General features: G+C 71.7%; 24 protein-coding genes. 9 read left to right on the plus strand and 15 right to left on the minus strand.

The window, feature by feature from the left end:
• Nucleotides 1-3: 3 nt before the first annotated feature.
• The 4 genes from HNR30_RS02255 to HNR30_RS02270 form a co-directional block, all read right to left on the minus strand.
• Nucleotides 4-1110 (minus strand): S-methyl thiohydantoin desulfurase family protein, encoded by a 1107-nt coding sequence (locus HNR30_RS02255; RefSeq protein WP_181607941.1) that lies wholly within the window; start codon nt 1108-1110, stop codon nt 4-6.
• Complete coding sequence (locus HNR30_RS02260; protein WP_181607942.1) at nt 1092-2684, minus strand: hydantoinase/oxoprolinase N-terminal domain-containing protein; 1593 nt, start codon at nt 2682-2684, stop codon at nt 1092-1094. Before HNR30_RS02260 ends, HNR30_RS02255 begins: the two co-directional genes overlap by 19 nt.
• A 54-nt stretch (nt 2685-2738) precedes the next feature.
• Entirely contained in the window at nt 2739-4061 is a 1323-nt protein-coding gene (locus HNR30_RS02265) for a purine-cytosine permease family protein (protein WP_181607943.1), read from the minus strand.
• Nucleotides 4062-4229: 168 nt separating this feature from the next.
• Entirely contained in the window at nt 4230-5507 is a 1278-nt protein-coding gene (locus HNR30_RS02270) for a Glu/Leu/Phe/Val family dehydrogenase (RefSeq protein ID WP_181607944.1), read from the minus strand.
• 193 nt (nt 5508-5700) lie between these two features.
• Here HNR30_RS02270 and HNR30_RS02275 point away from each other — a divergent pair, with 193 nt between their 5' ends.
• The 4 genes from HNR30_RS02275 to HNR30_RS02290 all read left to right on the plus strand — a co-directional run bounded on the left by HNR30_RS02275 (nt 5701) and on the right by HNR30_RS02290 (nt 9661).
• Nucleotides 5701-7233, plus strand: coding sequence for an alkaline phosphatase D family protein (locus HNR30_RS02275; protein ID WP_181607945.1), 1533 nt, complete (start codon nt 5701-5703; stop codon nt 7231-7233).
• Nucleotides 7230-7943: a class I SAM-dependent methyltransferase gene (locus tag HNR30_RS02280; protein ID WP_181607946.1), complete on the plus strand. Its 714-nt coding sequence runs from the start codon at nt 7230-7232 to the stop codon at nt 7941-7943. The genes HNR30_RS02275 and HNR30_RS02280 overlap by 4 nt, the downstream gene beginning before the upstream one ends.
• A gap of 70 nt (nt 7944-8013) precedes the next feature.
• Nucleotides 8014-8568, plus strand: coding sequence for an RNA polymerase sigma factor (locus tag HNR30_RS02285; RefSeq protein WP_312894190.1), 555 nt, complete (start codon nt 8014-8016; stop codon nt 8566-8568).
• Nucleotides 8561-9661: a CU044_5270 family protein gene (locus HNR30_RS02290; protein WP_181607947.1), complete on the plus strand. Its 1101-nt coding sequence runs from the start codon at nt 8561-8563 to the stop codon at nt 9659-9661. Before HNR30_RS02285 ends, HNR30_RS02290 begins: the two co-directional genes overlap by 8 nt.
• A 42-nt stretch (nt 9662-9703) precedes the next feature.
• Here the strand turns inward: HNR30_RS02290 and rocD are convergent, their stop codons facing one another.
• The 4 genes from rocD to HNR30_RS02310 form a co-directional block, all read right to left on the minus strand.
• Nucleotides 9704-10912: an ornithine--oxo-acid transaminase gene (gene rocD / locus HNR30_RS02295; protein WP_181607948.1), complete on the minus strand. Its 1209-nt coding sequence runs from the start codon at nt 10910-10912 to the stop codon at nt 9704-9706.
• Nucleotides 10909-11718 carry a dimethylargininase gene (gene ddaH / locus HNR30_RS02300; protein ID WP_246377108.1) on the minus strand — a complete coding sequence of 270 codons (810 nt, stop codon included), beginning with the start codon at nt 11716-11718 and terminating at the stop codon, nt 10909-10911. The genes rocD and ddaH overlap by 4 nt, the downstream gene beginning before the upstream one ends.
• Before the next feature lie 101 nt (nt 11719-11819).
• Entirely contained in the window at nt 11820-12305 is a 486-nt protein-coding gene (locus HNR30_RS02305) for an Lrp/AsnC family transcriptional regulator (RefSeq protein WP_181607949.1), read from the minus strand.
• A gap of 50 nt (nt 12306-12355) precedes the next feature.
• Nucleotides 12356-13303: an isopenicillin N synthase family dioxygenase gene (locus HNR30_RS02310; protein WP_181607950.1), complete on the minus strand. Its 948-nt coding sequence runs from the start codon at nt 13301-13303 to the stop codon at nt 12356-12358.
• Nucleotides 13304-13355: 52 nt separating this feature from the next.
• On the opposite strand from HNR30_RS02310, the gene HNR30_RS02315 reads away from it, so the two are divergent.
• Nucleotides 13356-13937, plus strand: coding sequence for an alpha/beta fold hydrolase (locus tag HNR30_RS02315; protein ID WP_181607951.1), 582 nt, complete (start codon nt 13356-13358; stop codon nt 13935-13937).
• Nucleotides 13938-13949: 12 nt separating this feature from the next.
• On the opposite strand, the gene HNR30_RS02320 is transcribed toward HNR30_RS02315, so the two are convergent.
• Nucleotides 13950-14561, minus strand: a complete 612-nt coding sequence (locus tag HNR30_RS02320) for a TetR/AcrR family transcriptional regulator (protein WP_181607952.1) — start codon at nt 14559-14561, stop codon at nt 13950-13952.
• Between the two features lie 75 nt (nt 14562-14636).
• Between HNR30_RS02320 and HNR30_RS02325 the strand changes: the two genes are divergently transcribed.
• Entirely contained in the window at nt 14637-15746 is a 1110-nt protein-coding gene (locus HNR30_RS02325; RefSeq protein ID WP_181607953.1) for an FAD-dependent monooxygenase, read from the plus strand.
• A 4-nt stretch (nt 15747-15750) separates the two neighbouring features.
• On the opposite strand, the gene HNR30_RS02330 is transcribed toward HNR30_RS02325, so the two are convergent.
• The 3 genes from HNR30_RS02330 to HNR30_RS02340 form a co-directional block, all read right to left on the minus strand.
• The gene (locus HNR30_RS02330; protein WP_181607954.1) at nt 15751-16872 is read right to left on the minus strand and encodes an alpha/beta hydrolase family protein; all 1122 of its coding nucleotides are present in this window, start codon (nt 16870-16872) and stop codon (nt 15751-15753) included.
• 163 nt (nt 16873-17035) lie between these two features.
• On the minus strand, nt 17036-17866 hold the full coding sequence (locus HNR30_RS02335; protein ID WP_181607955.1) for an alpha/beta fold hydrolase: 831 nt from the start codon (nt 17864-17866) through the stop codon (nt 17036-17038).
• A gap of 25 nt (nt 17867-17891) precedes the next feature.
• On the minus strand, nt 17892-18371 hold the full coding sequence (locus HNR30_RS02340) for a DUF1203 domain-containing protein (RefSeq protein WP_181607956.1): 480 nt from the start codon (nt 18369-18371) through the stop codon (nt 17892-17894).
• A gap of 146 nt (nt 18372-18517) precedes the next feature.
• Between HNR30_RS02340 and HNR30_RS02345 the strand changes: the two genes are divergently transcribed.
• The 3 genes from HNR30_RS02345 to HNR30_RS02355 all read left to right on the plus strand — a co-directional run bounded on the left by HNR30_RS02345 (nt 18518) and on the right by HNR30_RS02355 (nt 20969).
• A complete protein-coding gene (locus HNR30_RS02345) occupies nt 18518-19021 on the plus strand; it encodes a TOBE domain-containing protein (protein WP_181607957.1) in 504 nt (167 codons plus the stop codon).
• A gap of 170 nt (nt 19022-19191) precedes the next feature.
• The gene (locus HNR30_RS02350) at nt 19192-19947 is read left to right on the plus strand and encodes an ABC transporter permease (protein ID WP_181608909.1); all 756 of its coding nucleotides are present in this window, start codon (nt 19192-19194) and stop codon (nt 19945-19947) included.
• Nucleotides 19935-20969, plus strand: a complete 1035-nt coding sequence (locus HNR30_RS02355; protein WP_181607958.1) for an ABC transporter ATP-binding protein — start codon at nt 19935-19937, stop codon at nt 20967-20969. Before HNR30_RS02350 ends, HNR30_RS02355 begins: the two co-directional genes overlap by 13 nt.
• Nucleotides 20970-20981: 12 nt before the next feature.
• Here the strand turns inward: HNR30_RS02355 and HNR30_RS02360 are convergent, their stop codons facing one another.
• From HNR30_RS02360 to HNR30_RS49005, 3 genes are all read right to left on the minus strand, one after another.
• Nucleotides 20982-21446 (minus strand): molybdopterin-binding protein, encoded by a 465-nt coding sequence (locus tag HNR30_RS02360; RefSeq protein ID WP_220133142.1) that lies wholly within the window; start codon nt 21444-21446, stop codon nt 20982-20984.
• A 152-nt stretch (nt 21447-21598) separates the two neighbouring features.
• The gene (locus HNR30_RS49000) at nt 21599-22318 is read right to left on the minus strand and encodes a DUF5941 domain-containing protein (protein WP_181607960.1); all 720 of its coding nucleotides are present in this window, start codon (nt 22316-22318) and stop codon (nt 21599-21601) included.
• Complete coding sequence (locus HNR30_RS49005; protein WP_181607961.1) at nt 22315-23823, minus strand: CDP-alcohol phosphatidyltransferase family protein; 1509 nt, start codon at nt 23821-23823, stop codon at nt 22315-22317. Before HNR30_RS49005 ends, HNR30_RS49000 begins: the two co-directional genes overlap by 4 nt.
• Between the last annotated feature and the right edge of the window lie 106 nt (nt 23824-23929).

The raw sequence follows: 23929 nt of genomic DNA on the forward strand, positions 1-23929 counted from the left end.
CCGTCAGGGCCCGCCCACGAGCTGCTCGACCGGCACGTACGGGTCGTCCAGGCCGAACCCGGCCGGGCCGAAACACGCCAGCGCCTCCGGCGAGCGCATGATGCGCGGCGTGGAGATGGCGTACACGGTGAGCCGCTGCCCGTACGTCAGCGCCTCCGTGGTGACCGGCGCCCCCGTCTCGCTGTTGAGCGTGCAGATCAGGTCCGGCACGATGGCCGCCGGTTGCCCGTTGCGTCGCGCCACCAGGTGCTCGTTCTGGAACACGATCTCCATCTGGTCGCCCGGGTCGTCCATGGCCGTCAACCGCACCCGCCCGCGTGCGAACCCGGCCACCGTGCGCCGCTCGATATCGGCTACCTTGCCCCGGAACAGCACCACGCCATGACTGTAGATGGTGTCGGCCAGCATCGCGGTCAAAGCCGCGAACGGGTCCCGGTGATCGTCCCTGGCCTGACGCAGGGTCGCCCCGATCCTGGCCGCCAGCGTCAGCGTGCCCGGCACCGCCGTACGGCGCACCTCGCGGGCGTCCATCGGGTAGTCGCAGATGTAGGCCGACCCGCCCATCTGCACTGTCACCGCCCGCGCCAGCATCTCCATGCGCCGGTTGTCGACGGCGTCGATGATGCCCGCGTCGCCGTGGTCGGAGGCGATCGACATGGGCGAGCCGGGCACGCCCATCACGGCGAACGTCTCCATCTGCAGCTCGGGAAAGGCGCGGCCCATCCCGTCCGCGTCCACCACCGGCAACCCGGTCTCGGCGCCGAGCACCAGCGGGATCATCGAGTTGAAGCCGCCGCACTCGATCGGCATCGTCGCCGCCGCCCGCCGCCCCAGCCTGTCTTCCAGCGTGCGCAGCGCGGTCACGATCCCGGCCGCGCCGGGCAGCTTCTCGTGGAAGACGGTCGGGGCGCCCATGAGCGCGCACGGCAACACCAGCGCGTCGTCGGGCAACTCGTCGACGCCGATGATCCGCACCGCACGGCCGGCGCGCAGCTGCTGCTCGACCAGCAGCCTGCCCACGTAGGGATCGCCGCCGCCGCCGGTGCCGAGCACCGCGGCGCCCTCGGCGAGGTCCCGCAGTGTGTCCAGCGTCAGTTCAAAGCCGCCCACGGCTCGCCCTCCTGCCTGCTCGTGGCCACCGCGAGATCCAGGTCGCCGACCGCTTTCACCCGCACCCGCACCGCGTTGCCGGGCAGGTACGACACCGCCACCTCGTCGATCTCGGTGATCTCGACGCTGTCCGGCGCGGCCCCCGCCGACACCGCCCGCTCGATCGCCTCGGCGCGGGCCTGCTCCAGCACCTCCTCCCGGGTGCGCGAGGCGGTGATCGCGAACAACCGGTCCACGTCCCCTCCGATCTGCCCGATCGCAGCGCCGATCGCGTTGGCGACCGCGTGGTGTTCGGGCCGGTACACCGCGGGCACTCCTGGCAGGTCGGGCGGGACCAGGACGCTGCCGCCGCCGACGAGCACCACCGGCAGCGGCGTGTCGGAGACCCGCATCTGGTCGACCAGGTCCGCCACCGTCCGCGTCATCCACTCCACGCCGGTTTTGACGAGGCCGCGGTCCAGGTGCCGCACCAGCGACCGGTCCCCGATGTCGGCCAGCCCGTACGCCACGGCGAGGTCGGTCGCGGTCAGCACCTGCCCGCCGAACACGAGCGCCGCCTCCGTCAGCCGGTACCCGACCGAATCGGGCCCCACCTCCAGCGTCGGCGACGTCAGGACCCGGCTACCGCCGCCCAGGCCGTGCGACAGCACGTCCGGCATGCGGAAGTTCACCCGGACCCCGCCGATGTACATCTCGCCGGCCGCCTGCCGCGGGTAGCCGTGCACCAGCACGCCCACGTCCGTGGTCGTTCCGCCGATGTCGACCACCGCGCAGCTGGGCAGGTCCGCCAGGTGCGCGGCGCCGCGCATGCTGTTGGTCGGGCCGCTGGCGAACGTGCGGACCGGGTAGCGGCGCGTGTATTCGGCGTCCATCAAGGTGCCGTCGTTCTGCGACAGGTACAGCGGAGCGGCCACGCCGACCGCCGCCAGGGCGGACGCGAACGCCTCGACGATGTGGCCGGCCAGCTCACGCAGGGCCGCGTTGATGATGGTGGCGTTCTCCCGCTCCAGCATCCCGATCCTGCCGATCTGGTGCGACAGGCTGACGTGCAGGTGCGGCAGCTCGGCCAGCAGGATGTCGGCGGCGGCCTCCTCCATCTCGGCGTTGACGGGGGAGAACACCGAGCTGATCGCGACGGTTTCTATGCCGCGCGCGGCCAGGTCGCCGGCGACTCGTTTCAGCTCCTCAGGCTTCAGCGGCGAGATCGGCCGCCCGTCGAACTCGTGCCCTCCGTGACACAGGTGCGTGGAGGGCCGGATGGCGTCGATCAGGCGCTGCGGCCAGTCCACCAGGGGTGGAAGCGCTGAGGTGGCCGGTAACGCCAGCCGTACCACGCCGGTGGCGGCCAGGCCCCGGCCGGTCACCAGCGCGTTGGTGAAGTGGGTGGTACCGATCATGACGCCGTCGATGGCGGCGCGATCCACCCCGGACGAGGAGAGGACCTGCTCCAGAGCGGACACGATCCCGGTGGTCACGTCGGCGGTGGTCGCTGTCTTGACGGACGCCAGGACGGTGGTCCCGTCCATGAGGACGGCGTCGGTATGGGTGCCGCCGACGTCGATCCCTACTCGCACGGTGGGCTCCTGATTCTCGGTGGGAAGGCACAGGGGAGGGGAGTGGCGCGGCCGTCAGGCGGAGGCGGAGACTCCGCGCGTGCGGGCCGCCCCGGTCAGGCCCGCCTTGCCCGCGATCACGTACAGCACGAACGCGGCCAGGAGCGAGTTCAGCGCCGGGATGCCCCAGGCCAGGTAGTGGCCGACCAGCGCCGCCGCGATCCACACCACCAGCGCCGCGGGCACCCAGCCGGGCGCCGTCGAAGGGAGCTCGCCGGTGGCGCGGGACTCGTCCAGCAGCGGCCGCCACGCGCGGACGACGTAGTACTCGGCGACCATGATGCCGGCGATCGGCGGGACGGCGACGCCCAGCAGGATCAGGAAGTTCACCAGGTGGTCGGCGATGCCGAGCGCGGCCAGCGCGGTGCCGACGACGCCGAGCACGACGGTGACGGCGGCCCGCCCGGACCGCATGCCGAACGCGGTGTGCAGCGCGTTGGTGACCCCGAGACCGGCCGCGTACAGATTCCAGTCGTTGGTCTTCAACGTGGCCGCGACCAGGATGATCGTGCCGACCACCCCCGAGGTGGTGGTGACGATCGCCACGACGTCGCCGGTGCGCAGCGCGTGCGCGAGCAGCACGCCGACGAGGGCGAGCACGTACTCGCCGAGCGTGATTCCCACGACGGTCTGCTTGACCACGTCGGCGGCGGACTTGTTGAACCGGCACATGTCCGGGCTGATGACCGCGCCGACGATGAACCCGCCCGCGACCAGGGTCGCCCCCTGGGCGAGGCTGAGGGCGGGACCGGCCGGCTGCGAGGCGACCAGCTCGCCGAGCGGGTGCTTGCCGAGCTCGACCGCGATCGCCCACCCGGCCAGCGCCAGGAACGCCGGGACGGTGATCCACGCGGTCCACGCCATCCCGAGGAAGCCCGGGACGACGATCGCCGTGATGGCCAGGCCGCCGACGACGGCCCACAACCAGGCCGGCCCGCCCAGCAGCGCCGCCATGCCCGAGCCGAGCACCGCGGACTGGACGCCGAACCAGCCGAGGAGGCAGACCGCGATCACGACGCCGACCAGGCCCGACCCGTACCGGCCGAACCCGGTCCATCGGGCCAGCACGGTGGTGGACATGCCCTCGCGCATGCCGGCGATCCCGATCGCGATGGCGACCAGCTCCAGGATCACCGCCCCCAGGGTGACGGCGAGGACGGCCTGCCAGAACGTCATGCCCATGCCGAGGGTGGCGCCGAGCAGGAACTGCGACAGGGCGCTGAGGAGGCCGAACCGCTGGATCGCGACGGTCGCCCAGCCGTAGCGGGCGGTGGTGGGTACGCGCTCCAGGGCGTAGTCGTCGCGGGCTAAGCCTCCGTCAGCCGGTGTGGGGGTCATTGGCGTTCCCTTCACGTTCATCCCGAGAAGAGAGACGCTAAGGCTCGCCGGTCATCCGATAAAGGGGCAAAATGCCCTCAGCTCCGCGCGATCAGGGCGTCCTGCACAGTGCCTCACCTGGGGCTCCCGCCGGTGCCCGGGTTCCCGGAGGGAACCCGGGCGTGGGGGTCACGGGTACAGGCCCCGCAGGGTGTGCGCCTCTGCGACGCGGCCGACGCCGATGACGTGGGCGGCCTGCCGCAGGGTGATGCCGCGCTCCGCCGACAGCGAGCGCACCTCGGCGAAGGCGCTCTCCATCAGGTCGCGCAGCTTGACCTCGACCTCGCCGGCGCTCCAGGAGTAGGCCTGCATGTTCTGCACCCACTCCAGGTAGGAGACGATCACGCCGCCGGCGTTGGCGAGGATGTCGGGCACGACGACGACCCCGGAGCCGGCCAGGATCTCGTCGGCCTCGGGGGTGGTGGGGCCGTTGGCGCCCTCGACGATGAGGCGCGCCCTGACACGGGGCGCGTTCTCGGCGGTGACGACGCCCTCGAGGGCGGCCGGGACCAGGACGTCGACGTCGAGCTCCAGCAGGTCGCCCAGGGGCATCGCGTCGGCGTCGCGGTAGCCTGCCACGCCGCCGGACTCGGCGACCCAGGCGCGCACGGCCGCGACGTCGAGGCCGTTGGGCGCGTGGACGGCGCCGGTGGCGTCGGAGACGGCCACGACCGTGCAGCCGGCGTCGGACAGGTACTGCGCTGCCAGCGCGCCGACCTTGCCGAAGCCCTGCACGGCGACGGTGACGCCCTCGCCCGAGCGGCCCAGCGCCATCATGGCGGCGATCTGCACGCCGCGCGAGGTCGCCCCGGCTCGGCCGAGGGAGCCGCCGAGCGTCATGGGCTTGCCGGTGACCACGCCGGGCACCGAGTAGCCGGCGTTGACGCTGTAGGTGTCCATGATCCAGGCCATGGTCTGCTCGTCGGTGCCGACGTCGGGGGCGGGGATGTCCTTCTCGGGGCCGATGAGCGGCAGGATCTCGTTGACGTAGCGGCGGGTGAGCCGCTCCAGCTCGCGGGTCGAGAGCCCGGACGGGTCCACGGCCACGCCGCCCTTGGCGCCGCCGTACGGGATGCCCACCAGCGCGCACTTCCAGGTCATCCACATCGCCAGCGCGGTGACCTCGTCGAGGTCGGTGCTGGGATGAAAGCGGATGCCGCCCTTGGCGGGGCCGCGGGTGATGTTGTGCTGGACGCGGAAGCCCTGGACGATGTCCATCCGCCCGTTCTCGCGGCGCACCGGCACCGACACGGTGAGGGAGCGGCGGGGGGTGGCGAGCATCGTGTGCAGGCCCTCGTCGAGGCCGAGGTGTTCGGCCGCGTGGGCGAGCTGGTGGAGGGCTGAGTCGAGGGCTTGACGCCCGGGAGTGATCAGGGCCGGCGTCGTTGACGGCACCATGACGGTCATGGGGTGAGCCTCCTCAAGGAGTCCAGGCGCCATTGCCTGAAACCCTTATGGGTGTTGTGTCGCAATCACCCTAGGGTGACCGGTTTCACCCTGGCTAGAGGTGAACGTTGCGCAGAGGGGGTATTCACATGCGTCTGTTGCCGCTTCGAAGCCGATCCGTTGCCGGTAGCCTGATCATGGGAAGGGAACGGGCATGCCAGAACTCTTGGTCGGGCCGATGTTGCGCTACGTCGACGAGACGAGCGCGTCCATCTGGGTCGAGACCAGTCAGCCGTGCGAGGTGACGGTAGAGGTCGGAGCGACGCGGGGCAGGGCCTCCACCTTCACCGTCCACGGGCACCACTACGCCATCGTCGACGTCGAGGCCGAGGGCGCCTACGAGGTGCGCCTCGACGGCGAGAAGGTGTGGCCGCCGCCCGACAGCCGGGCCAGCCGCATCATGCTGCTCGACCTGTCGAAGCCGGTACGGCTGGCGTTCGGCTCCTGCCGTACCAGCGTGCCCCACGACGCGGCGCACAACGCCACCCACGGCCCCGACGTGCTGCGGGCCTACGGCGCGCACCTGATGCAGACGGCCGACGACGACTGGCCCGAACTGCTGCTGCTGCTCGGCGATCAGGTCTACGCCGACAGCCCGTCGCCGGAGATGCTCGACTTCATCAAGGAGCGGCGCCCCGGCCAGGAGCCCGCCAAGGAGATCGCCGACTTCGAGGAGTACGCCGAGCTCTACCGGCAGGCCTGGACGGAACCGGAGATCCGCTGGCTGCTGTCGACCGTGCCGACCGCGATGATCTTCGACGACCACGACCTGCGCGACGACTGGAACACCTCGCGCGACTGGCGGCGCAAGATGGCCAAGGTCGAGTGGTGGCCGCGCAGGGTGATCGCCGGGCTCGGCGCCTACTGGGTCTACCAGCACCTGGGCAACCTCTCGCCCGCCGAGCGGGCCGACGACCCCCTGCTGCAGAAGCTCACGGCCGGAGGGGGAGCCGAGGTGCTCGACGCCTTCGCCGCCCGCGCCGACGCCGACCCCTCCAGCAACCGCTGGAGCTACTCCCGCGACCTCGGCGACACGCGCCTGATCATGGTCGACACCCGCTGCGCCCGCCAGCTGGTGCCGCGCGACCGCATGATGCTCGACCCCGCCGAGTGGTCGTGGCTGCTGGAGCAGGTCGACTCGCCCGCGCGGCGGCTGATCATCGGCTCGTCCATCCCGTACCTGCTGCCCGAGGGCGTGCACTACGTGCAGAACTGGAACGAGGCGCTGTGTGACGGCAAGTGGGGCAAGCTCGTCGCCAGGCTGTCCGAGGCCTTCCGCCAGGCCTTCGACCTGGAGCACTGGGCCGCCTTCCGCCAGTCGTTCGACCAGCTCGGCAGCCTGCTGAAGGACCTGGGCAAGCCCGTCATGATCCTCTCGGGTGACGTGCACTACTCCTACGCCGCCAGGTCCGGCAACATCCACCAGCTCGTCTGCTCGCCGATCCGCAACCCGCTGAGCCGTACACTCCGCCTGGCCAACGTGATCACCCAGTTCGGCATCGCCACCCTGATCGGGCGTTTCCTGGCCAGGCTGGCGGGGCTGCCCAGACCGCCCTTCCGCTGGAAGATCGTCAAGGGCCCGTGGTTCCAGAACGCCCTGGCCCAGATGGAGCTGGGGGAGGGCACCACGGTGTCCTGGTACGGCGCGCAGAAGAAATTCGAGGAGATCGACAGCGTGAGGCTATGACCGACCACTACTCCGTCGCCGTCCCCTTCTACGACCTGTGGCACGACGATGGCCACGTCCCCGACATGCGCGAGAAGCTGCCTTCCGTGCTGTCGGGCGTACGGCGAAGCGTGCTGGAGATCGGCGCGGGCACCGGGCGCATGACGGAGGTGATCGCCGCCGCGACCCCCGCCGAGATCTTCGCCGTGGAGCCCTCGCTCGGCATGCGCGGCGTGCTCCTGTCGCGCCTGGCCGACCGGCCCGACCTCATGGAGAGAGTCACCGTCCTGCCGTACGACGCCCTGAGCGTCGAGCTGGACGAGCCCGTCGAGGCCGTGGTCATGATCGCGGTCCTCTACACCTTCAGCGCCGCGGAACGCGCCAAGCTCTGGCAGGTGCTCGCCAGGCAGCTGGAGCCCGGCGGGCTGCTGGTGTTCAACTGGCGCGAGCGTCCCGTCGCCGAGCCGGGTGAGCTGGAGCAGCTCGACACCTACCGGGTGGGCCGCCACGACTACGAGATCTGGGCGCAGACGCTCACGGCCTCCGAGGAGCTCTCCACCGCCCGCTTCCTCTACCGGATCCGCCACCGCGGCGTCGTGATCAGCGAGGACGAGGTGGTCAGCAGCAGCCACCGCCCCGGCCTCGACGCCCTCACCGCCGAGCTGACCGCCGCCGGATTCGTCCCCGGCGACGCCCCCGAGGGCCTGCTCACCTGGCGGCTGCGGAAATAGTGGGAACCGGGGGCGGCGCAGCGGCCAAGGACAGGGTGACAGCCTGCCCACCCCCGAGAGGACCACGAAGGTGCTCACGCTCGACGACGCCACGCTGATCGGGCGGTCGTTAGGCGAGCCGGAGATGTTCGCCCAGCTCTTCGACCGGCACGCGGACGAGATCTTCCGCTACGCCGCCAGGCGGCTGGGTCCCGAGCTCGCCGAGGACGTGGTGGGAGAGGTCTTCCTGACCGCCTTCCGCCGCCGCTCCGGCTACGACACGACCCGGCCGGACGCCCGGCCCTGGCTCTACGGCATCGCCACCAAGAAGATCGCCGCACACCGCCGGGCCGAGATGCGCAGGGCCAGGGCCATGGCCCGGCTGGCCGCCGAGCGGCCTGACGGCTTCGACGAGCGAAGCGCCGAACGCGTGACGGCCGAGCAGCTGCAGCCACGCCTGGCCAGGGCGCTCACCAGGCTCAACGCCGGTGAACGCGATCTGCTGCTCCTGCTGGCCTGGGCGGACCTGACCTACGAGGATGCGGCGCTCGCACTCGGCGTCCCCGTCGGCACCGTCCGCTCCCGCCTGCACCGGCTGCGCGCCAAGGTCCGACGGGCCCTTCCCGAGGAGTTCCACCATGGATGAGGAGATCCGTTTCTTCGCCGACAACCGGCCCGGCGCCCCGCCCTACCCTGACGAGGCGCGCGCCAGAGTACGGCAGCGGCTGGAGAGCCGGGGGCGGCGTCCGCGCTTCCTCCAGCCCGCCCTGGCGGCGTTCGCGCTGACGATCGCCCTGGTGGCGGGGGTCACGGTCCTGCTCTCGGGCGGACGGGACGGTGACGACGGCGTCGCCGTGACGGCCCTGCCCGAGCTGGATCCGCGGCCGGGACAGTTCGTGCTGATCGAGGCGCGGCATTCCTACACCGACGAGCAGGGCAGGGCCACGGTGTATCACACGCGCGCCTGGCAGCCGGTCGAGCCGAGCCACGGCACCGGCGTCGTGGAGAGCACCGGGGCGGACCGGCCGGCCTGGACCCCGCCCCAGGAGGTGGCCTTCGGCCGCACCGAGTGCCCGCCGATCCTCGAGATCGCCCGGGTCGACTACCAGTACCTCGCCGGCCTGCCCGTGGACGCGGCGGGCATGCGAGAGTGGCTGGAGCGGCGCATGGCCGGCAACGGCGCCGAGGTCGACTTCTGGGAGCTGGAGTCGTTCCTGCAGGTCACCTACCTGCCGCAGGCGCAGCGCAGGGCGCTGGTCGAGGCGATCAGGACGCTGCCGGGCGTGCGGGTGACCGAGAACGTCACCGACGCCGACGGGCGGACCGGCCTGGCGCTGGGCTTCGTGACGGAGGGAGTGGGGGTGTCGGGCGGGGGCACGATCCGGGTGACGGAGCAGCTCATCTTCGACCCGGCGACTGCCGCCTTCCTGGGCGTCAGGAACGAGGGCCAGGGCACCCGCGCCTCGGCCCGTGTCGCGCTCTCGCTGGTCGATGCGCCAGCCGCGGTCAGAGACGGCGGATGCCTGGTCGCGCCCCCGCCTATCCCTGTGACGGCGCCGACCGAGATGGGGAACATGTGGATGACGCCGCAGCCCTCGCCCTCGACGACCGTGCCTGACGAGGAGCAGCCCGAGCTCGAGATCCGCTCGACGCTGACCCCGGAGCCGGTCGAGTCGGTCCTCCCGACCCCGATCCCCGAGTCGGACACCGTCACCTTCACCCCGGTCCCGACCCCCTGAGAACTCCGGTACGGCTTGGCCGAGCCGTACCGGAGCACCCGGCTACTGGAACGACTCGATCGTCTCGGCGAGGCGGTCGACCGCCCACAGCAGGTCTTCCTCCGAGATCACGATCGGCGGCGCGAGGCGGATCGTCGAGCCGTGGGTGTCCTTGGCGAGCACGCCGCGGGCCATCAGCGCCTCGGAGATCTGCCGTCCGCTGGCCAGCGACGGGTCGATGTCGACGCCCGCCCACAGGCCACGGCCGCGGACGGTCACCACGCCCTTGCCGACGAGGGTCGCGAGCCTCTCGTGCAGGATCACGCCGAGCCGGGTGGCGCGCTCCTGGAACTCGCCGGTGTTGAGGATGTCGATGACGGCGTTGCCCACCGCGCAGGCCAGCGGGTTGCCGCCGAACGTGGAACCGTGCTGGCCGGGCTTGATGACCCCGAGCACGCCGGCGTCGGCCGCGATGGCGCTGACCGGCACGACGCCGCCGCCCAGGGCCTTGCCCAGGACGTAGATGTCGGGCACGACGCCCTCGTGGTCGCAGGCGAAGGTCTTGCCGGTACGGCCGAGGCCGGACTGGATCTCGTCGGCGATCATCAGCACGTTGTTCTCGGTGCAGATCTCGCGGACCTGGGTGAGGTAGCCGTCCGGCGGCACCAGCACGCCCGCCTCGCCCTGGATGGGCTCGACCAGGACGGCGACGGTGTTGGCGTCGATCGCCTCGCGGATCGCCTCCGCCGAGCCGTACTTCACGATCTTGAAGCCCGGCGTGTAGGGGCCGAAGTTCGTGCGGGCGTCGGGGTCGGTGGAGAAGCTCACGATCGTGGTGGTGCGACCGTGGAAGTTGTCCTCCATGACGATGATGTTCGCCTGCTCGGCGGCGACGCCCTTGACCTCGTAGCCCCACTTGCGCGAGACCTTGATGGCGGTCTCGACGGCCTCGGCGCCGGTGTTCATCGGCAGGATCATGTCCTTGCCGGTGAGGTCGCCGAGCCCGGCGGCGAAGCGCGCGAACTGGTCGTGGTAGAAGGCGCGGCTGGTGAGGGTCAGGTTGCGCAGCTGCTCCTGGGCGGCCTCGATGATCTTCTCGTTGCCGTGGCCGAAGTTCAGGCTGGAGTAACCCGACAGGAAGTCCAGGTAACGCTTGCCTTCGACGTCGGTCACCCACGCGCCGTGGGCCTCGTGGATCACGATCGGCAGCGGGTGGTAGTTGTGCGCGCTCCGGCGCTCGCTGATCTCGATCTGCTCGGTGGTCTTGCTCATCGAATCTCCAGGGTGCAGCACTTGGGACCGCCGCCTGCCTTGCGCAGCTCGGACAGGTCGACCGGAATGACCTCGTATCCTCGGCGCTTCAGCTCGAGCTGCAGGTCATTTGCCTCGACATTGATGACGACATGGCTGCCGTCGCTCACCGCGTTGAGGCCCAGAACCTCGGCGTCGGCGAGGGTCGCCTGGATCGCGTCCGGGAACATCCGGCGCAGCACTTCCTGGCTCCCTAGAGAGAACGCTCCGGGGTAGTAGGCGATATTCCGCCCGTCGAGCGGGAACAAAGCGGTGTCGAGGTGGTAGAAGCGGGGATCGACCAGCTGGAGCGTCACCACGGGGCGGCCGAGGAACTCCTGCGCCTCCAGGTGGGCCGAGCGGTCGGTGCGGAATCCGGTGCCCGCCAGGATCACGTCGTCGAGGGTGAGGAAGTCGCCCTCGCCCTCGTTGACGAAGCCCGCCTCCAGGGTCTTGCCGAAGCCGTTGTCACGGAACCACCGCAGGTAGGCCGGGCCCTCGGGGCCGCGCTCCGGGAAGGCGAACCGCGCGCCGTACACGCGGCCGTCGACCACGAGCGCGCCGTTGGCGGCGAACACCATGTCGGGCAGGCCCTCGACGGGGTCGATCAGGCTGACCTGGTGGCCCAGTTCCTCGTAGGCGGCCTTCAGCGTCTCCCACTGGCGGATCGCCAGCTCGCGATCGGCGCCCTTGGCCGGGTCCATCCACGGGTTGATGGCGTACTCGACCGCGAAGTGCTCGGGGCGGCACATCAGGAAGTGCTTGGGCATGCAGGTCTCCGTCGTCATTGAGGGGATCGTGACCCAGGGTCAACGGAGCAATGCTAGAAACCGGTGTTTACGCAGGCCAAGCACTACAGCTTGCGTGTTGGCGCGGGTCTGTTGCGTTTCTAGGCGGGGTTTGCGGATCCGTTGCGTTCCACCGGGACGGCCGTGCCCGGGGTGGCGTCGACCAGGCGTGAGAGCACGATCGCCGACTTCGTCCGCACCACGAACGCCTCGGCCGCGATGCGTTCGATGACCCGCTCGACGTGGCGCACGTCTGTTGCGCGGATGTGGAGCAGGGCGTCGGCCTCGCCGGTGATGGTGGCCGCGCTCACCACTTCCGGGAACCGCATGACGGCCAGGGCGATGTCGGAGGGTTTCGTCTTGCCCGCGCAGAAGAGCTCGACGTAGGCCTCGGTGGTCCAGCCCAGGGCCTGGGGGGAGACGCGGGCGCTGAAGCCGGTGATCGCGCCCGACTCGCGCAGGCGGTCGACGCGGCGCTTGACAGCCGAGGCGCTCAAGCCGATGGCCGCCCCGATGTCGGCATATGTCGCCCGGGCGTCCTCGACGAGCGCGCCGATGATGTCACGATCCAGCCGATCCAGTTCCACGAGAGTCCTGTATACCGCTTGTCGCGCACCCATGACGCCCCGAGGCGGGCCTACCGGCTCTCGCCCGGCAGCACCTCGGCTCCGAGCTGCGGGAAGACCTTCGACACCTTGCTCAGCAGGTAGTCGCCGTAGGTGCCGGTGAAGGCCCGCAGGTCCTGGCCGTCCCACCGGGCCCGCCCGCCGGGCGTGTACGGCAGAGGCGGCACCTCGCAGTCCCACCCGGGATCGAAGAAGAACGGGAAGCTCAGGCGCTCGTTGCCGCTCAGGTTGCGCACCCGGTGCGGCGTCGAGCGGTAGAGGCCACCCGTCAGCTTGTCGAGCATGTCGCCGATGTTGCACACGAACGTGCCCTCGATCGGCGGGGCCTCGATCCAGCCGTCGCGGGTGTGCACCTGGAGCCCGGCGTTGTCGTCCTGGAGGAGCAGGGTCAGCAGGCCGTAGTCGGTGTGCTCGCCCACACCCCAGCCGTCGGCGTCGGGTTCGCTCGGCGGGTAGTGGAAGACGCGGAACAGGACGGTGGGGTCGGCGGTGTAGCCGGTGGAGAAGTAGCCGGGGTCCAGGCCCAGGCTGCGGGCGATGCCGCTCATGACCCGCTGGGCCGTGCGGGTCATGACCTCCAGGTACTCCAGGACGGCCGGCCCGAGCTCGGGGACCTGCTCCGGGAAGAGGTTGGGGCCGCGCAGCGGCAGCCCTGACGCGGGCTCCTCCCTGCCGAAGTAGACGCCCTCCTTGAGGTCGGGCCTGCCGGAGGTCAGCTCGCCGCCGACCGGGAAGAAGCCGCGCCAGGCCCGGCCGCCGCGCTCCATCGAGATCTCGGCCTTGACGTGCTCGGGGAGGTCGAAGAAGCGCCTCGCGGCCGAGTCGAGCCGCTTGATCAGCTCGGGTGGTACGCCGTGGCCTGACAGGTAGAAGAAGCCGTTGTCGCGGCAGGCCTGGCCGATCTGGTCGGCGACCTGGTCGTCGGGCTGGCTCAGGTCGATCACGGGGAGCGTGCTCATGAAGTGAATTATCGTCGGGCGAGACCCGCTGCAGGGCCGCTAGCGTATTCGCATGTTCCCGGAGAAGATCCATGGCGCCGCCACCCGGATCGTCGGTGACCCGTCGCGGGTGGCGCTCCTGCTGCCCGGCCGTGGGTACAGCGTGGCCAGGCCGCTGCTCCACTACGCGCGCAAGGTGCTGCTCGCCCACGACTGGACCGTGCAGGAGATCTGGTGGGAGGTGCCGGAGGATCTCTCCGTCGACGACAGCCCGGCCTGGGTGGCCGGCCAGACGCGGCGGGCGCTCGATCGGGAGGACGCCGGGAGCGTCATGCTGGTGGGCAAGTCGCTGGGCACTCTCGCGGCGCCCCTCGCCGTCGAGCGCGGGCTGCCCGCCATCTGGCTGACGCCGCTGCTCCACATCGACGGCATGGCGCGCACGCTCGGGCTGTCCACCGCGCCGACCCTGCTCATCGGCGGCACCAACGACGCGTCCTGGCCGCCGGGGGCCGCCGAAAGGACCGGGCAGGAGTACCTGGAGTTGCCGGGCGCCGATCACGCGCTGGAGCTGATGGGCGACCCGCTGGGCTCGGTGGAGCACCTGGCCAGGGCGACGGCGGCCATGACGGCCTTCGTCGGAGGCCTCGGCCGGTAAGGAGAACCCTGCCTAGCTCTCCCGGGCGCGCATCCAGGGGCCGAGTGCCGTGTCGGTGGCCTCGGTCATGCGGCGGCGCGTGGTGTCGAGGTCGTCGCCAGCCTCCTCCAGCAGCACCTGCAGCGCTCCCGTGATGGCCCCGACGAACGCGCCCACCAGGGCCGCGGCGCCCACCTCGTCGAGCTCCTCGGGAAAGGCGGCGTGCAGGTGCCGGGCGATCTCGCGCTGCGCGTCGAGCTGCAACTGCAGTCCGCGCCCCCGCACGGCCGGCACGGTCCGGATCAGCCGCATCCGCAATGCCGCCGTGCGCCCCACCATGTCGTCGCTGTCGCGGTTGGCCTCGCGCAGCGCCCTCAGCAGCACGTCCGCGGGCCCGTCGTCGGCCGCGCGCGTCGCGATCGCCTCGAGGACGGCCACGATCCGCCCGTCGCTCTCCGGCCAGAGCACCTCCTCCTTGCTCGCGAAGTAGCTGAAGAACGTCCGGCTCCCGATCTCGGCCGCCTCGGCGATGTCGGCGATGGTGGTGCCGTCGTAGCCGCGCTCCTCGAACAGTTCCACCGCGGCCTCGACGATCGCGCGCCGGGTGCGGCGGCGCTTGCGGTCCCGCAAGGTCAGTTCAGCCATGCCGCAACCCTATCGCAGGCGATGCAATGCTGCATTCATTGCAAATCTGCATTGAGTGCAGTTACTGTCGTGCCCATGACAACCGTTCTGATCTCAGGAGCAGGCATCGCCGGCGGCACCCTCGCCTACTGGCTCGCCCGCCACGGCTACGAGCCCACGATCGTGGAGCGCTCGCGCGGCCGGCGCTCCAGCGGCAACCCCGTCGACGTGCGTGCTCCCGCCCGTGACGTCGCCGAGCGCATGGGCCTGCTGCCCCGGCTGCGCGAGGCCGCGACCAGGGTGAACCGGCTGACCTTCGTCGACAGCCAGGGCCGGCGGGTCGCCGGCATGCGCATGTCGCCGTCCGACATCGAGCTGCCCCGCTCCGACCTGGCGCGCATCCTGTCCGAGGCCGGCCAGGACGACACCGGCTACCTCTACGACGACACCATCACCTCGATGCGCCAGGACCCCTCAGGCGTGGAGGTGACCTTCGAGAATGCCGCTCCCCGCCGCTTCGACCTCGTCGTCGGCGCCGACGGCCTGCACTCGGCCGTGCGCCGCCTGGCCTTCGGCCCGGAGGAGCGCTTCGCCTCCCACCTGGGCATGTACGTGGCCACGCTGCCCATCACCGGACTCGACCTGGACCCCACCGAGGTGACCATGCACAACACGCCGGGCCGGGCCGTGGCCCTTCATCCCGGCGCCGGTCAGCCGGGGGCCGCCTTCATGTACCGCGCGCCCGCCGTGCCCGGGCTCGACCACCGCGACACCGCGCGGCACAAGGAGATCCTGGCCGCCGCATACGCCGGCGCCGGCTGGCGCGTGCCGTACCTCCTGGAGCAGGTACGGCACGCCGACGATCTGTTCTTCGACGCCGTCAGCCGGGTACGCCTCGACACCTGGTCCGCCGGGCGGGTCGTGCTGCTCGGTGATGCGGCCTCGTGCGTGTCGCTGTTCGGCGACGGCTCCACCCTGGCCATGGCCGGGGCCTTCACGCTGGCCGAGGCCCTCGCCGCGCATCCGCGCGACCACGGCGCCGCCTTCCGTGCCTACGAGACCCGGCACCGGGTGCTGGCCGACCCCAAGCAGCGCCTCGTCGCCCCGGCGTCCCGGCTGCTCGTCCCCGCGACCGGATACGGCATCGCCGCGCGGAACGCGGGAGCCCGCCTGCTGTCGGCGGCCTCCCGCGCTCGCGCGGCGTGATGTCCTACGGCTGGTGGAAGGCCACCTCGGGGTTGTCCTTCGTGGGCGCGTCGAGCAGCGGCTCGTTCTCGCCCTTGAGGTGCCGGTCGAAGAAGGCGCCCACGTAGGCGCGCGGGATCTCGCCCGAGCGCTTGCCCGACAGCGGCGCCGCCGGGTCGACCATGCCGAGCTGGGCGCCCAGCACCGGCAGGTCGACGAAGCTGAGGTGCCCGGTGTCCTTCACCGTCAGCCAGCGCTTCCATCCGCCGAGCCGCTGCCACGAACGGTCCCACGAGGCGTCCACGCCGCCGGGGGAGTGGCCGCTGCGCGTGCCGACCATCATGAAGGGCCGCTTGAGGCCGTCGACCGGGGTGAAGAACGTGCCGTCGAGGTTGACGCCCGCGCGCACCCGGCGATCCTCCGCCATGACCCGCGCGGCCGTGTTGCCGCCGATGGAGTGCCCCGCCATGCCGATGCGGCTCCTGTCGATCATCTTCGCGTACGGCCAGGCGGACCGGGGGCCCGTCAGCCGGTCGAGCAGGAACGACACGTCCTTGGCCCTGCCCTCGGCGACCTCGGCCAGGCCGCCCTCCTTCACCTTGTCGCAGGCCACGCAGGTGGTGATCCTGCCTCCGGGGAAGGCCGTGCCGTACGACTCGTTGGCGTGGTCCACGGCCGCGACGACGTAGCCGCGGCTGGCCAGGTCCTCGGCGAGGCCGGTGAGCAGGCCGCGGGGCAGGGTGAAGCCGGGCGACAGCACGACCAGCGGGTGGCGGCCACGCGCCGGGGCGGCCCCGGCCTTCGCGTTGACCTTGGTCGCGCTGACCATCTCGGCCGCGCCGGGCTGGTCACGCTTCTGCCCCTTCAGCAGCAGGCGCGCCTCCTCGATGGTCATGTACGGGGCGGTCGCACCGCCGCCCGGCAGGGCCGGGTAGTACATCGACACCATCAGCTCGCGCGGGCCCTTCCCGGTCCACGGGTCGACCCGGTCACGGTCCACGAGGTGCAGCACCTCACGCCCGACCGGGCTCTGCCCGGTCACGGCGGGAATCTCCAGCTGGACGGCGGCCTGTGCGGGAGCGGCGGCGACGGTCCCCGCGGCGATCAAAGCGGCGGCCAGTGCGGTGGTGAGGGTCTTCTTCGTCATGGGGAAGAAGCTACGGATCACCCCCGGGGCCCCGGCACTGACGAAAGTCAACCCGGGGCCCTGCCGTTGGTCACCAGTCTTCGCGCGCCCGGTCTTCGCGCGCCCGGCCTTCGTGCGCCTGGCCTTCGTGAACCCGGTCTTCGCGCACTCGGCCTTCGCGCACTCAGGTGTCGCGCGCCCAGGTCTCGCGCACCCAGTCGAGCGCCTCGGGGGCCGTGCGCAGGATGGAGATGTGCCCGTCGTCCGCGCCCGTCCGCGCGAGCGCGCCGGGGATGTGGCCGGCCAGCCAGCGGCCGTGCGCGGCGGGGATCACCCGGTCGCGGTCGCCGTGCACCACCAGCGTAGGAACGGCGATCCGCGCGGGGTCGAACCCCCACGGCGCGACGTAGGCCAGGTCGTCGTCGATCAGGGCTCCAGGACCGTTGTCCATCGCCGCTCCGACCACGCTGCCGAACCACGCCCACTCCTGGTCGAGGGCCGCGTGGTCGCCGGGCGTGAACATCTCCGGGTCGTACTCCGCGACCGCCTCGTGGGCTTCCTTGGCCTCCCGGCCCCGGGCCGCCGCGCGTAGCGACGCCACCCCCGACGGGGTCATGCCGCCGAACCAGTCGAGCCCCTCCGCGTCGTAGGGAGCCGGGCTCGACACGCTCACGACGGCCCGCACCCGGCCCGGTGACAACGCCGCGCAGGCCAGCGCGTGGGCCCCGCCGCCCGAATGCCCCATCACCACGTAGTGCTCCAGGCCCAGCTCGGCGGCGACCCGCTCGGTGTACGCCGCGGCCGAGGCGATGTCGCGGCCCGGACTCGGCGTCGAACCGCCGTAGCCGGGGCGGTCGTAGGAGATCCAGCGCACCCCGGGAAGGAACAGCGGCCGCGGCGGGGCGCCGATGTTGGGGGTGCCGTGGTGCCAGAAGACCGGGATCTCGCCCGTCCGCGTGTCGTAGACGTGCAGGATCCGGCCTTCGCCCAGGTCGAGATCGAATTCGGCGGTCATCCGCGCAGTGTAGGACGCGCCACCGTCAATTCGCCCTGCGCACCTCGAACTGGAAGCAGCCGAACTCCACCGCCCTCACGTGCACGACGGCCACGCCCGGATCCTCGAAGAGCTCCTTCAGCGCCACCTCGGGGTCCTCGCCCTTGGCCAGGTACTCGCCCCCGGCGATCGTGCCCTGCGCGGTGTAGGCCCGCATCATGCGGTGCGCGGTGTGCGCCGCGGGCCAGCCCGCCTCCCGCGTGCCCTCGCACGGCTCCGCGTGCACGAAGATCGGCCCCACCTCGTCGTAGGCGCCGGGATCCACGCCGGTCTCCGCCGCCCACCTGCGCAGCGGGGCGTAGGACAGCAGCGCCACCCGCTCGCCCGGCCGCGCCTTCGTCAGGCAGCAGCGCAGCGGGCTGCCGCCCTCCTCGTCCACCTTGACCACCGGCCGGCGTCCCGCGTCGTCCGTCTCCAGCAACGTTCGCACCACATCCGGGTGGATAGCTCTGACCTTGAGTTCCATACCTCGATGGTCGCCCCGCAACCACGGGGGCGCTGGCGGGATCCGGACCTGTCATGGCCCGCCAGGGGGCGCCGTGTGCCACGGCCGCCCATACGAGGCAGGATGGGCGTCTAGGCTCGCATGTGCGAAAGGTGTGGTGAGGGCTTGTGACGACGTTCCGGATCAGCGAGGCCGCTGCCCTGCTGGGGGTCAGCGCCGACACCGTGCGCCGGTGGGTCGACGCGGGCAGGCTGGCCGCCGAACGCGACGAGCACGGCCACCGGCAGGTCAACGGCGCCGACCTGGCGGCCTTCGCCCGCTCCCAGGTGGGCGCCGGTGAGGACGGCGTACGGTCCTCGGCGCGCAACCGCTTCCGCGGGATCGTGACCGAGGTGATCCGCGACGCGGTGATGGCGCAGGTGGAGATCGCGGCGGGTCCGCACCGGGTGGTGTCGCTCATGAGCCGCCAGGCCGCCGACGAGCTGGGGCTGGAGCCGGGGGTGGTGGCCGTGGCGGTGATCAAGTCCACCAACGTGGTCGTCGAACTCCCCAGCCACGACCGCGCCACAGGACAGGACCGCGCCACAGGACAGGACCGCGCCACGGGTCACGACCGCGCCACGGGTCACGACCGCGCCGCCGCTCACGATCGCGGCGCCGGCCAGGTGTGAGGGGACACGCGGTGGCAGGTCCCGACAAACGACCACCCGGTGCGCCCGGCACACCCGAGCCTGGCGGGTCGTCCGCGGAACGCGGCCCGGCCGGAGCCGACGCGGCAGCCGGGCGGCTCGAACCCGGGCAGCTCAAACCGGGGCGGCTCAAGGCCGGGCGGTTGCCGTGGATGCTGGTGGTGCCGGCCGTGCTCGGGCTGGCGTTCCTGGTCCTGCCCCTGGCCGGTCTGCTGGTCAGGGCCCCGTGGTCGACCCTGCCGCAGCGCCTGGCCGAGCCGCAGGTGCTGGAGGCCCTGCGGCTCTCCCTGGTCACCGCCACCATCGCCACCGCCGTCTGCCTCCTGCTCGGCGTGCCCCTGGCCTGGCTGCTGGCCAGGGTGGAGTTCCCCGGCCGCCGCCTGGTGCGGGCGCTGGTGACCGTCCCCCTGGTGCTCCCCCCGGTGGTGGGCGGCGTCGCCCTGCTGCTGGTCCTGGGACGGCGCGGCCTGATCGGCCAGTGGCTGGAGAGCACGTTCGGCGTCACCCTGCCCTTCACCACGGCCGGGGTGGTCGTCGCCGAGGCGTTCGTGGCCATGCCGTTCCTGGTCATCAGCGTCGAAGGTGCCCTGCGTGGCGCGGATCGGCGCTTCGAGGAGGCCGCCGCCACCCTGGGAGCGTCGAGGATGACGGTCTTCCGCCGGGTGACCCTCCCGATGATCATGCCGGGCGTCGTCGCGGGGGCGGTGTTGTGCTGGGCGCGGGCGCTGGGTGAGTTCGGCGCGACGATCACCTTCGCGGGCAACTTCCCCGGCACCACGCGGACCATGCCCCTGGCCGTCTACCTGGCGCTGGAGACCGAGCCCGAGGCGGCGATCGTGCTCAGCCTGGTCCTGCTGGCCGTCTCGGTGATCATCCTGGCCAGCCTGCGCGACCGGTGGCTGTCGTGAAGGCGCACCTGGTGGTCACCCGGCCCGCCTTCACCCTCGACATCGAGCTCGACGTCGCCCCGGGCGAGGTCGTCGCGCTGCTCGGGCCCAACGGCGCCGGCAAGACCACCGCCCTGCGCGCCCTGGCGGGGCTGATCCCGCTGACTCGCGGCGAGATCGTGCTCGACGGGCAGGCGATCCACACCCGGCCCGCCGAGCAGCGCCCCATCGGCATGGTCTTCCAGGACTACCTGCTCTTCCCGCACCTGAGCGCCCTCGACAACGTCGCCTTCGGGCCGCGTTGCCGCGGCGTCTCCAAGACCGAGGCTCGCCGTACGGCTGCCGCCCTGCTGGAGCAGGTCGGGCTGGCCGGCCACGCCTCCTCCAGGCCGCGCCGGCTGTCAGGAGGGCAGGCGCAGCGGGTCGCCGTGGCCCGCGCGCTTGCCGTACGGCCGGCGTTGTTGCTGCTGGACGAGCCGCTGGCCGCCCTGGACGCGCATACCAGGCTGGAGGTCAGGTCGCAGTTGCGCCGCCACCTGGCGGGGTTCGAGGGGGCGACCGTCCTGGTCACCCACGATCCGCTCGACGCCATGGTGCTGGCCGACCGGCTCGTGGTCGTCGAGAACGGCTCCGTCGTGCAGCAGGGTGTCCCGGCCGAGGTCGCCCGGCGGCCGCGTACCGACTACGTGGCCAGGCTGGTCGGGCTGAACCTGTATCGCGGGGTGGCCGACGGGCACCGGGTCACGGTGGGCGATCTGCTGCTCAGCGCGGCGGACACGATGGAGGGGCCGGTGTTCGTCGCCTTCCCTCCCGCCGCCGTCGCGCTCTACCGGACCCGGCCCGACGGCAGCCCGCGCAACGTCTGGCAGGCCAGGATCGACGGCGTCGAACGGCACGGCGACAACATGCGCGTGCACCTGACCGGGCCGGTGACCGCCTTCGCCGACATCACGCCCGCGGCCGTCGCCGAGCTCGACCTGACGCCGGGCCAGGAGATCTGGGCCTCGGTCAAGGCCACGGAGACCCACGCCTACCCGGCCTGAACGCCGATGGGCTCACTCCCACAGGGAGTCGGCCGAGATCACCCTGATGTCGGTGACCTCGCCGATGTGCCGTGCCCCGCACCGGTCGCCCGGCATCACCAGGTGCGGTCCGCGCCCGTCGAGCTCCTGGCAGTCGATGCTGACGGCCAGCAGCGCGGCGGTGTTGCCGAACTCCGGGTCGATCTCGCCCCACGACAGCACCACCCGGTGCCCGTCGCGCCCGAGCACCGTGACCAGGAACCTCAGCCGGTCTCTGCGGTCGCCCGACGCGAAGAGCGGCTCGGCGGCCAGCAGCACGTCGATGAGCAGGGGGCCGGTGAAAGAGTGACGCCTCGGCCCCGAGCTGCGGCACTCGAAGGTGACCGTCAGCTCCCGCTGCGGCATCGCCCGCAACGTCGCGACGCTCAGCCAGGCCGGGGCGCGCACGTCGCCGGACAGCGCCGTCAGGCCCTCGGCACGACGATCGATCTGCTCCACCAGCGCCCTCCTCGTCACGGCCCCTCATGCCCACGATCACCGATCGGCACGCGCGGATGCAAGCCGTGTCGCCGATACCCCTCGCAGATGCGGACACAACGCGGCCCCCGCCCTCTGGTGAGGGACGGGGGCCGCGTGGAGACGCCGAGGTGTCAGCCCTTGTCGGCCTCGCCGGTGCTGGCCTCCTGGACCTCCTCGGGGGAGGCCTCCAGGTCCTGCTCGGCGTCGGCGCCCGCCTGCGCGGAGGCCTTGTCGAGCTTGACCCAGCTGTAGACGCTCTCCACCGAGAAGAGCACCAGCAGGTAGGCGGTGAGCACCGCGAGCACCCACGTCAGCTGCCCGGCCGCCGCGGCCACGCCGATGATCAGCAGGCGCAGCTCCCAGCCGAGCCCGGCGTGGAAGACCCACGCGGGCGGCCAGATGCTCTGGCGGGTGCGGTAGACGGTGTCGTAGGTGTGGTAGCCGACCACGTACAGCAGGACGAACAGCAGCCAGCGCGGCGCGTCGGCGGCCAGGCCCACCAGGATGATGATCAGGAACTCCAGCCCGCGCACCAGCGGGGGAGTCAGCCAGTCGAAGCGGCCCAGGTGGTCGCGCGCGGCGGTCGGCAGCACCAGGACCAGCGCGATCAGCGACGGGACCAGGAGCCAGAAGCCCGAGGTGAGCTGCCCGGCCACGGCCAGGCCGATGACCGCGACGACCGCGACCAGCAGCGTGGGGACGGGCGGCAGGCCCTTGCCGAGGCGCGGGGCCAGGGCGTGGACGAGCGGGCCGTCGTCGCGGTAGGCGAGCAGGCGCGCCGTCTGGACCCTGCGGCGCTCCTCGTCGGGGTCGGGCGTGTCGGTGGACAGGGCCTGCGGCTGGGTGATCATGATGCGAGCGACCTCAGGAGACGACCGGAGAGGGAGTAGCAGGCGGCGACGGTGCCCCAGATCAGCAGCGTGAGGAAGGTGATCCGGGCGTCGAAGAAGGCGGCGGTGATCGCGATGGCCGCGAACCGCTCGCCGATGGGGAAGACCAGCATCTTGCGGACCCAGTGGACGGACTTGTACCTGCCGGCCTTGGTCCACATCTTCAGCAGGCCGCGGATGCCGCCACTGCGCTCGTTGCGCCGGATCTCCAGCTGCTTGCGCAGCGGGCGGTCGTCGGGAGCGGTGAGCTCCAGCGTGGGCAGCGGCCTGGGCGGCTTGCGACGGCTCGCGGCGCCGTACGAGAAGTCGAGCAGGTGGCGGATCGACTGCAGGCCGATCGCGGCCATGGCCAGGGTCCAGATCTCGTCGCCGTGGCCGGTGACCACGTAGCCGACCGCGAGGCCGGCGAAGACGACGTACTCCTTGAACCGGTCGAAGGTGGCGTCGAGCCAGGCGCCGAGCACGCCGAACTTGCGGGCGTAGCGGGCGACCTGGCCGTCGACGCAGTCGAAGACGAAGGCGAAGTAGATGAGGATGCCGCCCGCGACCATGCCCAGGCGCTCGCCGGTGGCGAAGCAGGCCGCGGCGGCCACGCCGAGGGCGATGGAGATCAGCGTGACCTGGTTGGGGGTCAGCCCGCGCCTGGCCGCCCAGCGGGCGATGAAGCGGGAGTAGGTGCTGACGAAGTAGGTGGTGAAGAAGCCGTCGGCGCCCTTGACCGCGTTGTTGAGCCTGGCCCGGTCTTCGTCCATGCCGCCGATCTCGGCGCTCGCCTCGTTGGCCTCCGCCTGGGTGGTGACCCGGCGGAAGAACAGGTCGCGGCGGCCGCGGATGCCGACGGAGACGCCCTGGCGCACGAGGCCGAAGACCACGATCTGGATCAGGTCGTCCTCCGGGCCGAACAGGTGGGTCAGCTCGGCCAGCTCGCGGCAGGTCTGGGCCAGCACGGGGGCGTGGCGCACGTTGAGGTGGAGCGGTCCCAGGAGGACGGTGTTGGGCCGGGTCACCGCGTGGTGGGCGGTGCCGACCGAGATCACCCTGGACCTGCCCGCGCGGGTGCGGACCATGAGCCCTTCGAGGGTGCGGTCGCCGATCTCCGGCGCCGCCTCGTCGATGGGGATCTCGTCGGTCTCCTCGCCGTTGGTCTCCGGCCGAGGCTCCTTGACCACGAGGGCCTGCGCGGCACGCTTGGCCTTGTGGAGCTGGTAGAGCAGCTCGTCGTGGACGACGGAGTTGTCGGGCAGGATCAGGAGGTTCTCGGTGGCGGCCTCGGCGACATCGGCCAGGGCGCGCAGCATGGTGGCCACGTCGCCGTGGGCGACGGTGGCGGGCTGCGGGTCCAGGGAGAGGACCTGGCTGTGCAGGCGCTCGGCGACGGTGGGGGTGCCGGGCAGCGCGGTCAGCCGGAGGCCGGTCGGGGCGGCGTCATGGCCGGGCGAGGAGCCCAGCAGGACAACGCGAGGCATGTCTCCCTTTCGGAGGGGGGCGAAGGACGGGGCAGTCGTCAAAGTCTAGTGAGCCTTGAGTAAAGCCCGTGCATTCGAGGTTTGGGGGCGCCGCATTCCATAGAAT

Source organism: Nonomuraea soli, assembly GCF_013761175.1.
Classification (GTDB): domain Bacteria; phylum Actinomycetota; class Actinomycetes; order Streptosporangiales; family Streptosporangiaceae; genus Nonomuraea; species Nonomuraea soli.

What these genes read in the sequence shown, in the direction of transcription:
- HNR30_RS02280 (WP_181607946.1), top strand. Translation starts at nt 7,230, where the DNA reads ATGACCGACCACTACTCCGTCGCCGTCCCCTTCTACGACCTGTGGCAC.
- HNR30_RS02265 (WP_181607943.1), bottom strand. Translation starts at nt 4,061, where the DNA reads ATGACCCCCACACCGGCTGACGGAGGCTTAGCCCGCGACGACTACGCC.
- HNR30_RS02330 (WP_181607954.1), bottom strand. Translation starts at nt 16,872, where the DNA reads ATGACGAAGAAGACCCTCACCACCGCACTGGCCGCCGCTTTGATCGCC.
- HNR30_RS02270 (WP_181607944.1), bottom strand. Translation starts at nt 5,507, where the DNA reads ATGACCGTCATGGTGCCGTCAACGACGCCGGCCCTGATCACTCCCGGG.
- HNR30_RS49005 (WP_181607961.1), bottom strand. Translation starts at nt 23,823, where the DNA reads ATGCCTCGCGTTGTCCTGCTGGGCTCCTCGCCCGGCCATGACGCCGCC.
- HNR30_RS02350 (WP_181608909.1), top strand. Translation starts at nt 19,192, where the DNA reads ATGCTGGTGGTGCCGGCCGTGCTCGGGCTGGCGTTCCTGGTCCTGCCC.
- HNR30_RS02310 (WP_181607950.1), bottom strand. Translation starts at nt 13,303, where the DNA reads ATGAGCACGCTCCCCGTGATCGACCTGAGCCAGCCCGACGACCAGGTC.
- HNR30_RS02340 (WP_181607956.1), bottom strand. Translation starts at nt 18,371, where the DNA reads ATGGAACTCAAGGTCAGAGCTATCCACCCGGATGTGGTGCGAACGTTG.
- HNR30_RS49000 (WP_181607960.1), bottom strand. Translation starts at nt 22,318, where the DNA reads ATGATCACCCAGCCGCAGGCCCTGTCCACCGACACGCCCGACCCCGAC.
- HNR30_RS02275 (WP_181607945.1), top strand. Translation starts at nt 5,701, where the DNA reads ATGCCAGAACTCTTGGTCGGGCCGATGTTGCGCTACGTCGACGAGACG.
- ddaH (WP_246377108.1), bottom strand. Translation starts at nt 11,718, where the DNA reads ATGACGACGGAGACCTGCATGCCCAAGCACTTCCTGATGTGCCGCCCC.
- HNR30_RS02290 (WP_181607947.1), top strand. Translation starts at nt 8,561, where the DNA reads ATGGATGAGGAGATCCGTTTCTTCGCCGACAACCGGCCCGGCGCCCCG.
- HNR30_RS02325 (WP_181607953.1), top strand. Translation starts at nt 14,637, where the DNA reads ATGACAACCGTTCTGATCTCAGGAGCAGGCATCGCCGGCGGCACCCTC.
- rocD (WP_181607948.1), bottom strand. Translation starts at nt 10,912, where the DNA reads ATGAGCAAGACCACCGAGCAGATCGAGATCAGCGAGCGCCGGAGCGCG.
- HNR30_RS02315 (WP_181607951.1), top strand. Translation starts at nt 13,356, where the DNA reads ATGTTCCCGGAGAAGATCCATGGCGCCGCCACCCGGATCGTCGGTGAC.
- HNR30_RS02335 (WP_181607955.1), bottom strand. Translation starts at nt 17,866, where the DNA reads ATGACCGCCGAATTCGATCTCGACCTGGGCGAAGGCCGGATCCTGCAC.
- HNR30_RS02320 (WP_181607952.1), bottom strand. Translation starts at nt 14,561, where the DNA reads ATGGCTGAACTGACCTTGCGGGACCGCAAGCGCCGCCGCACCCGGCGC.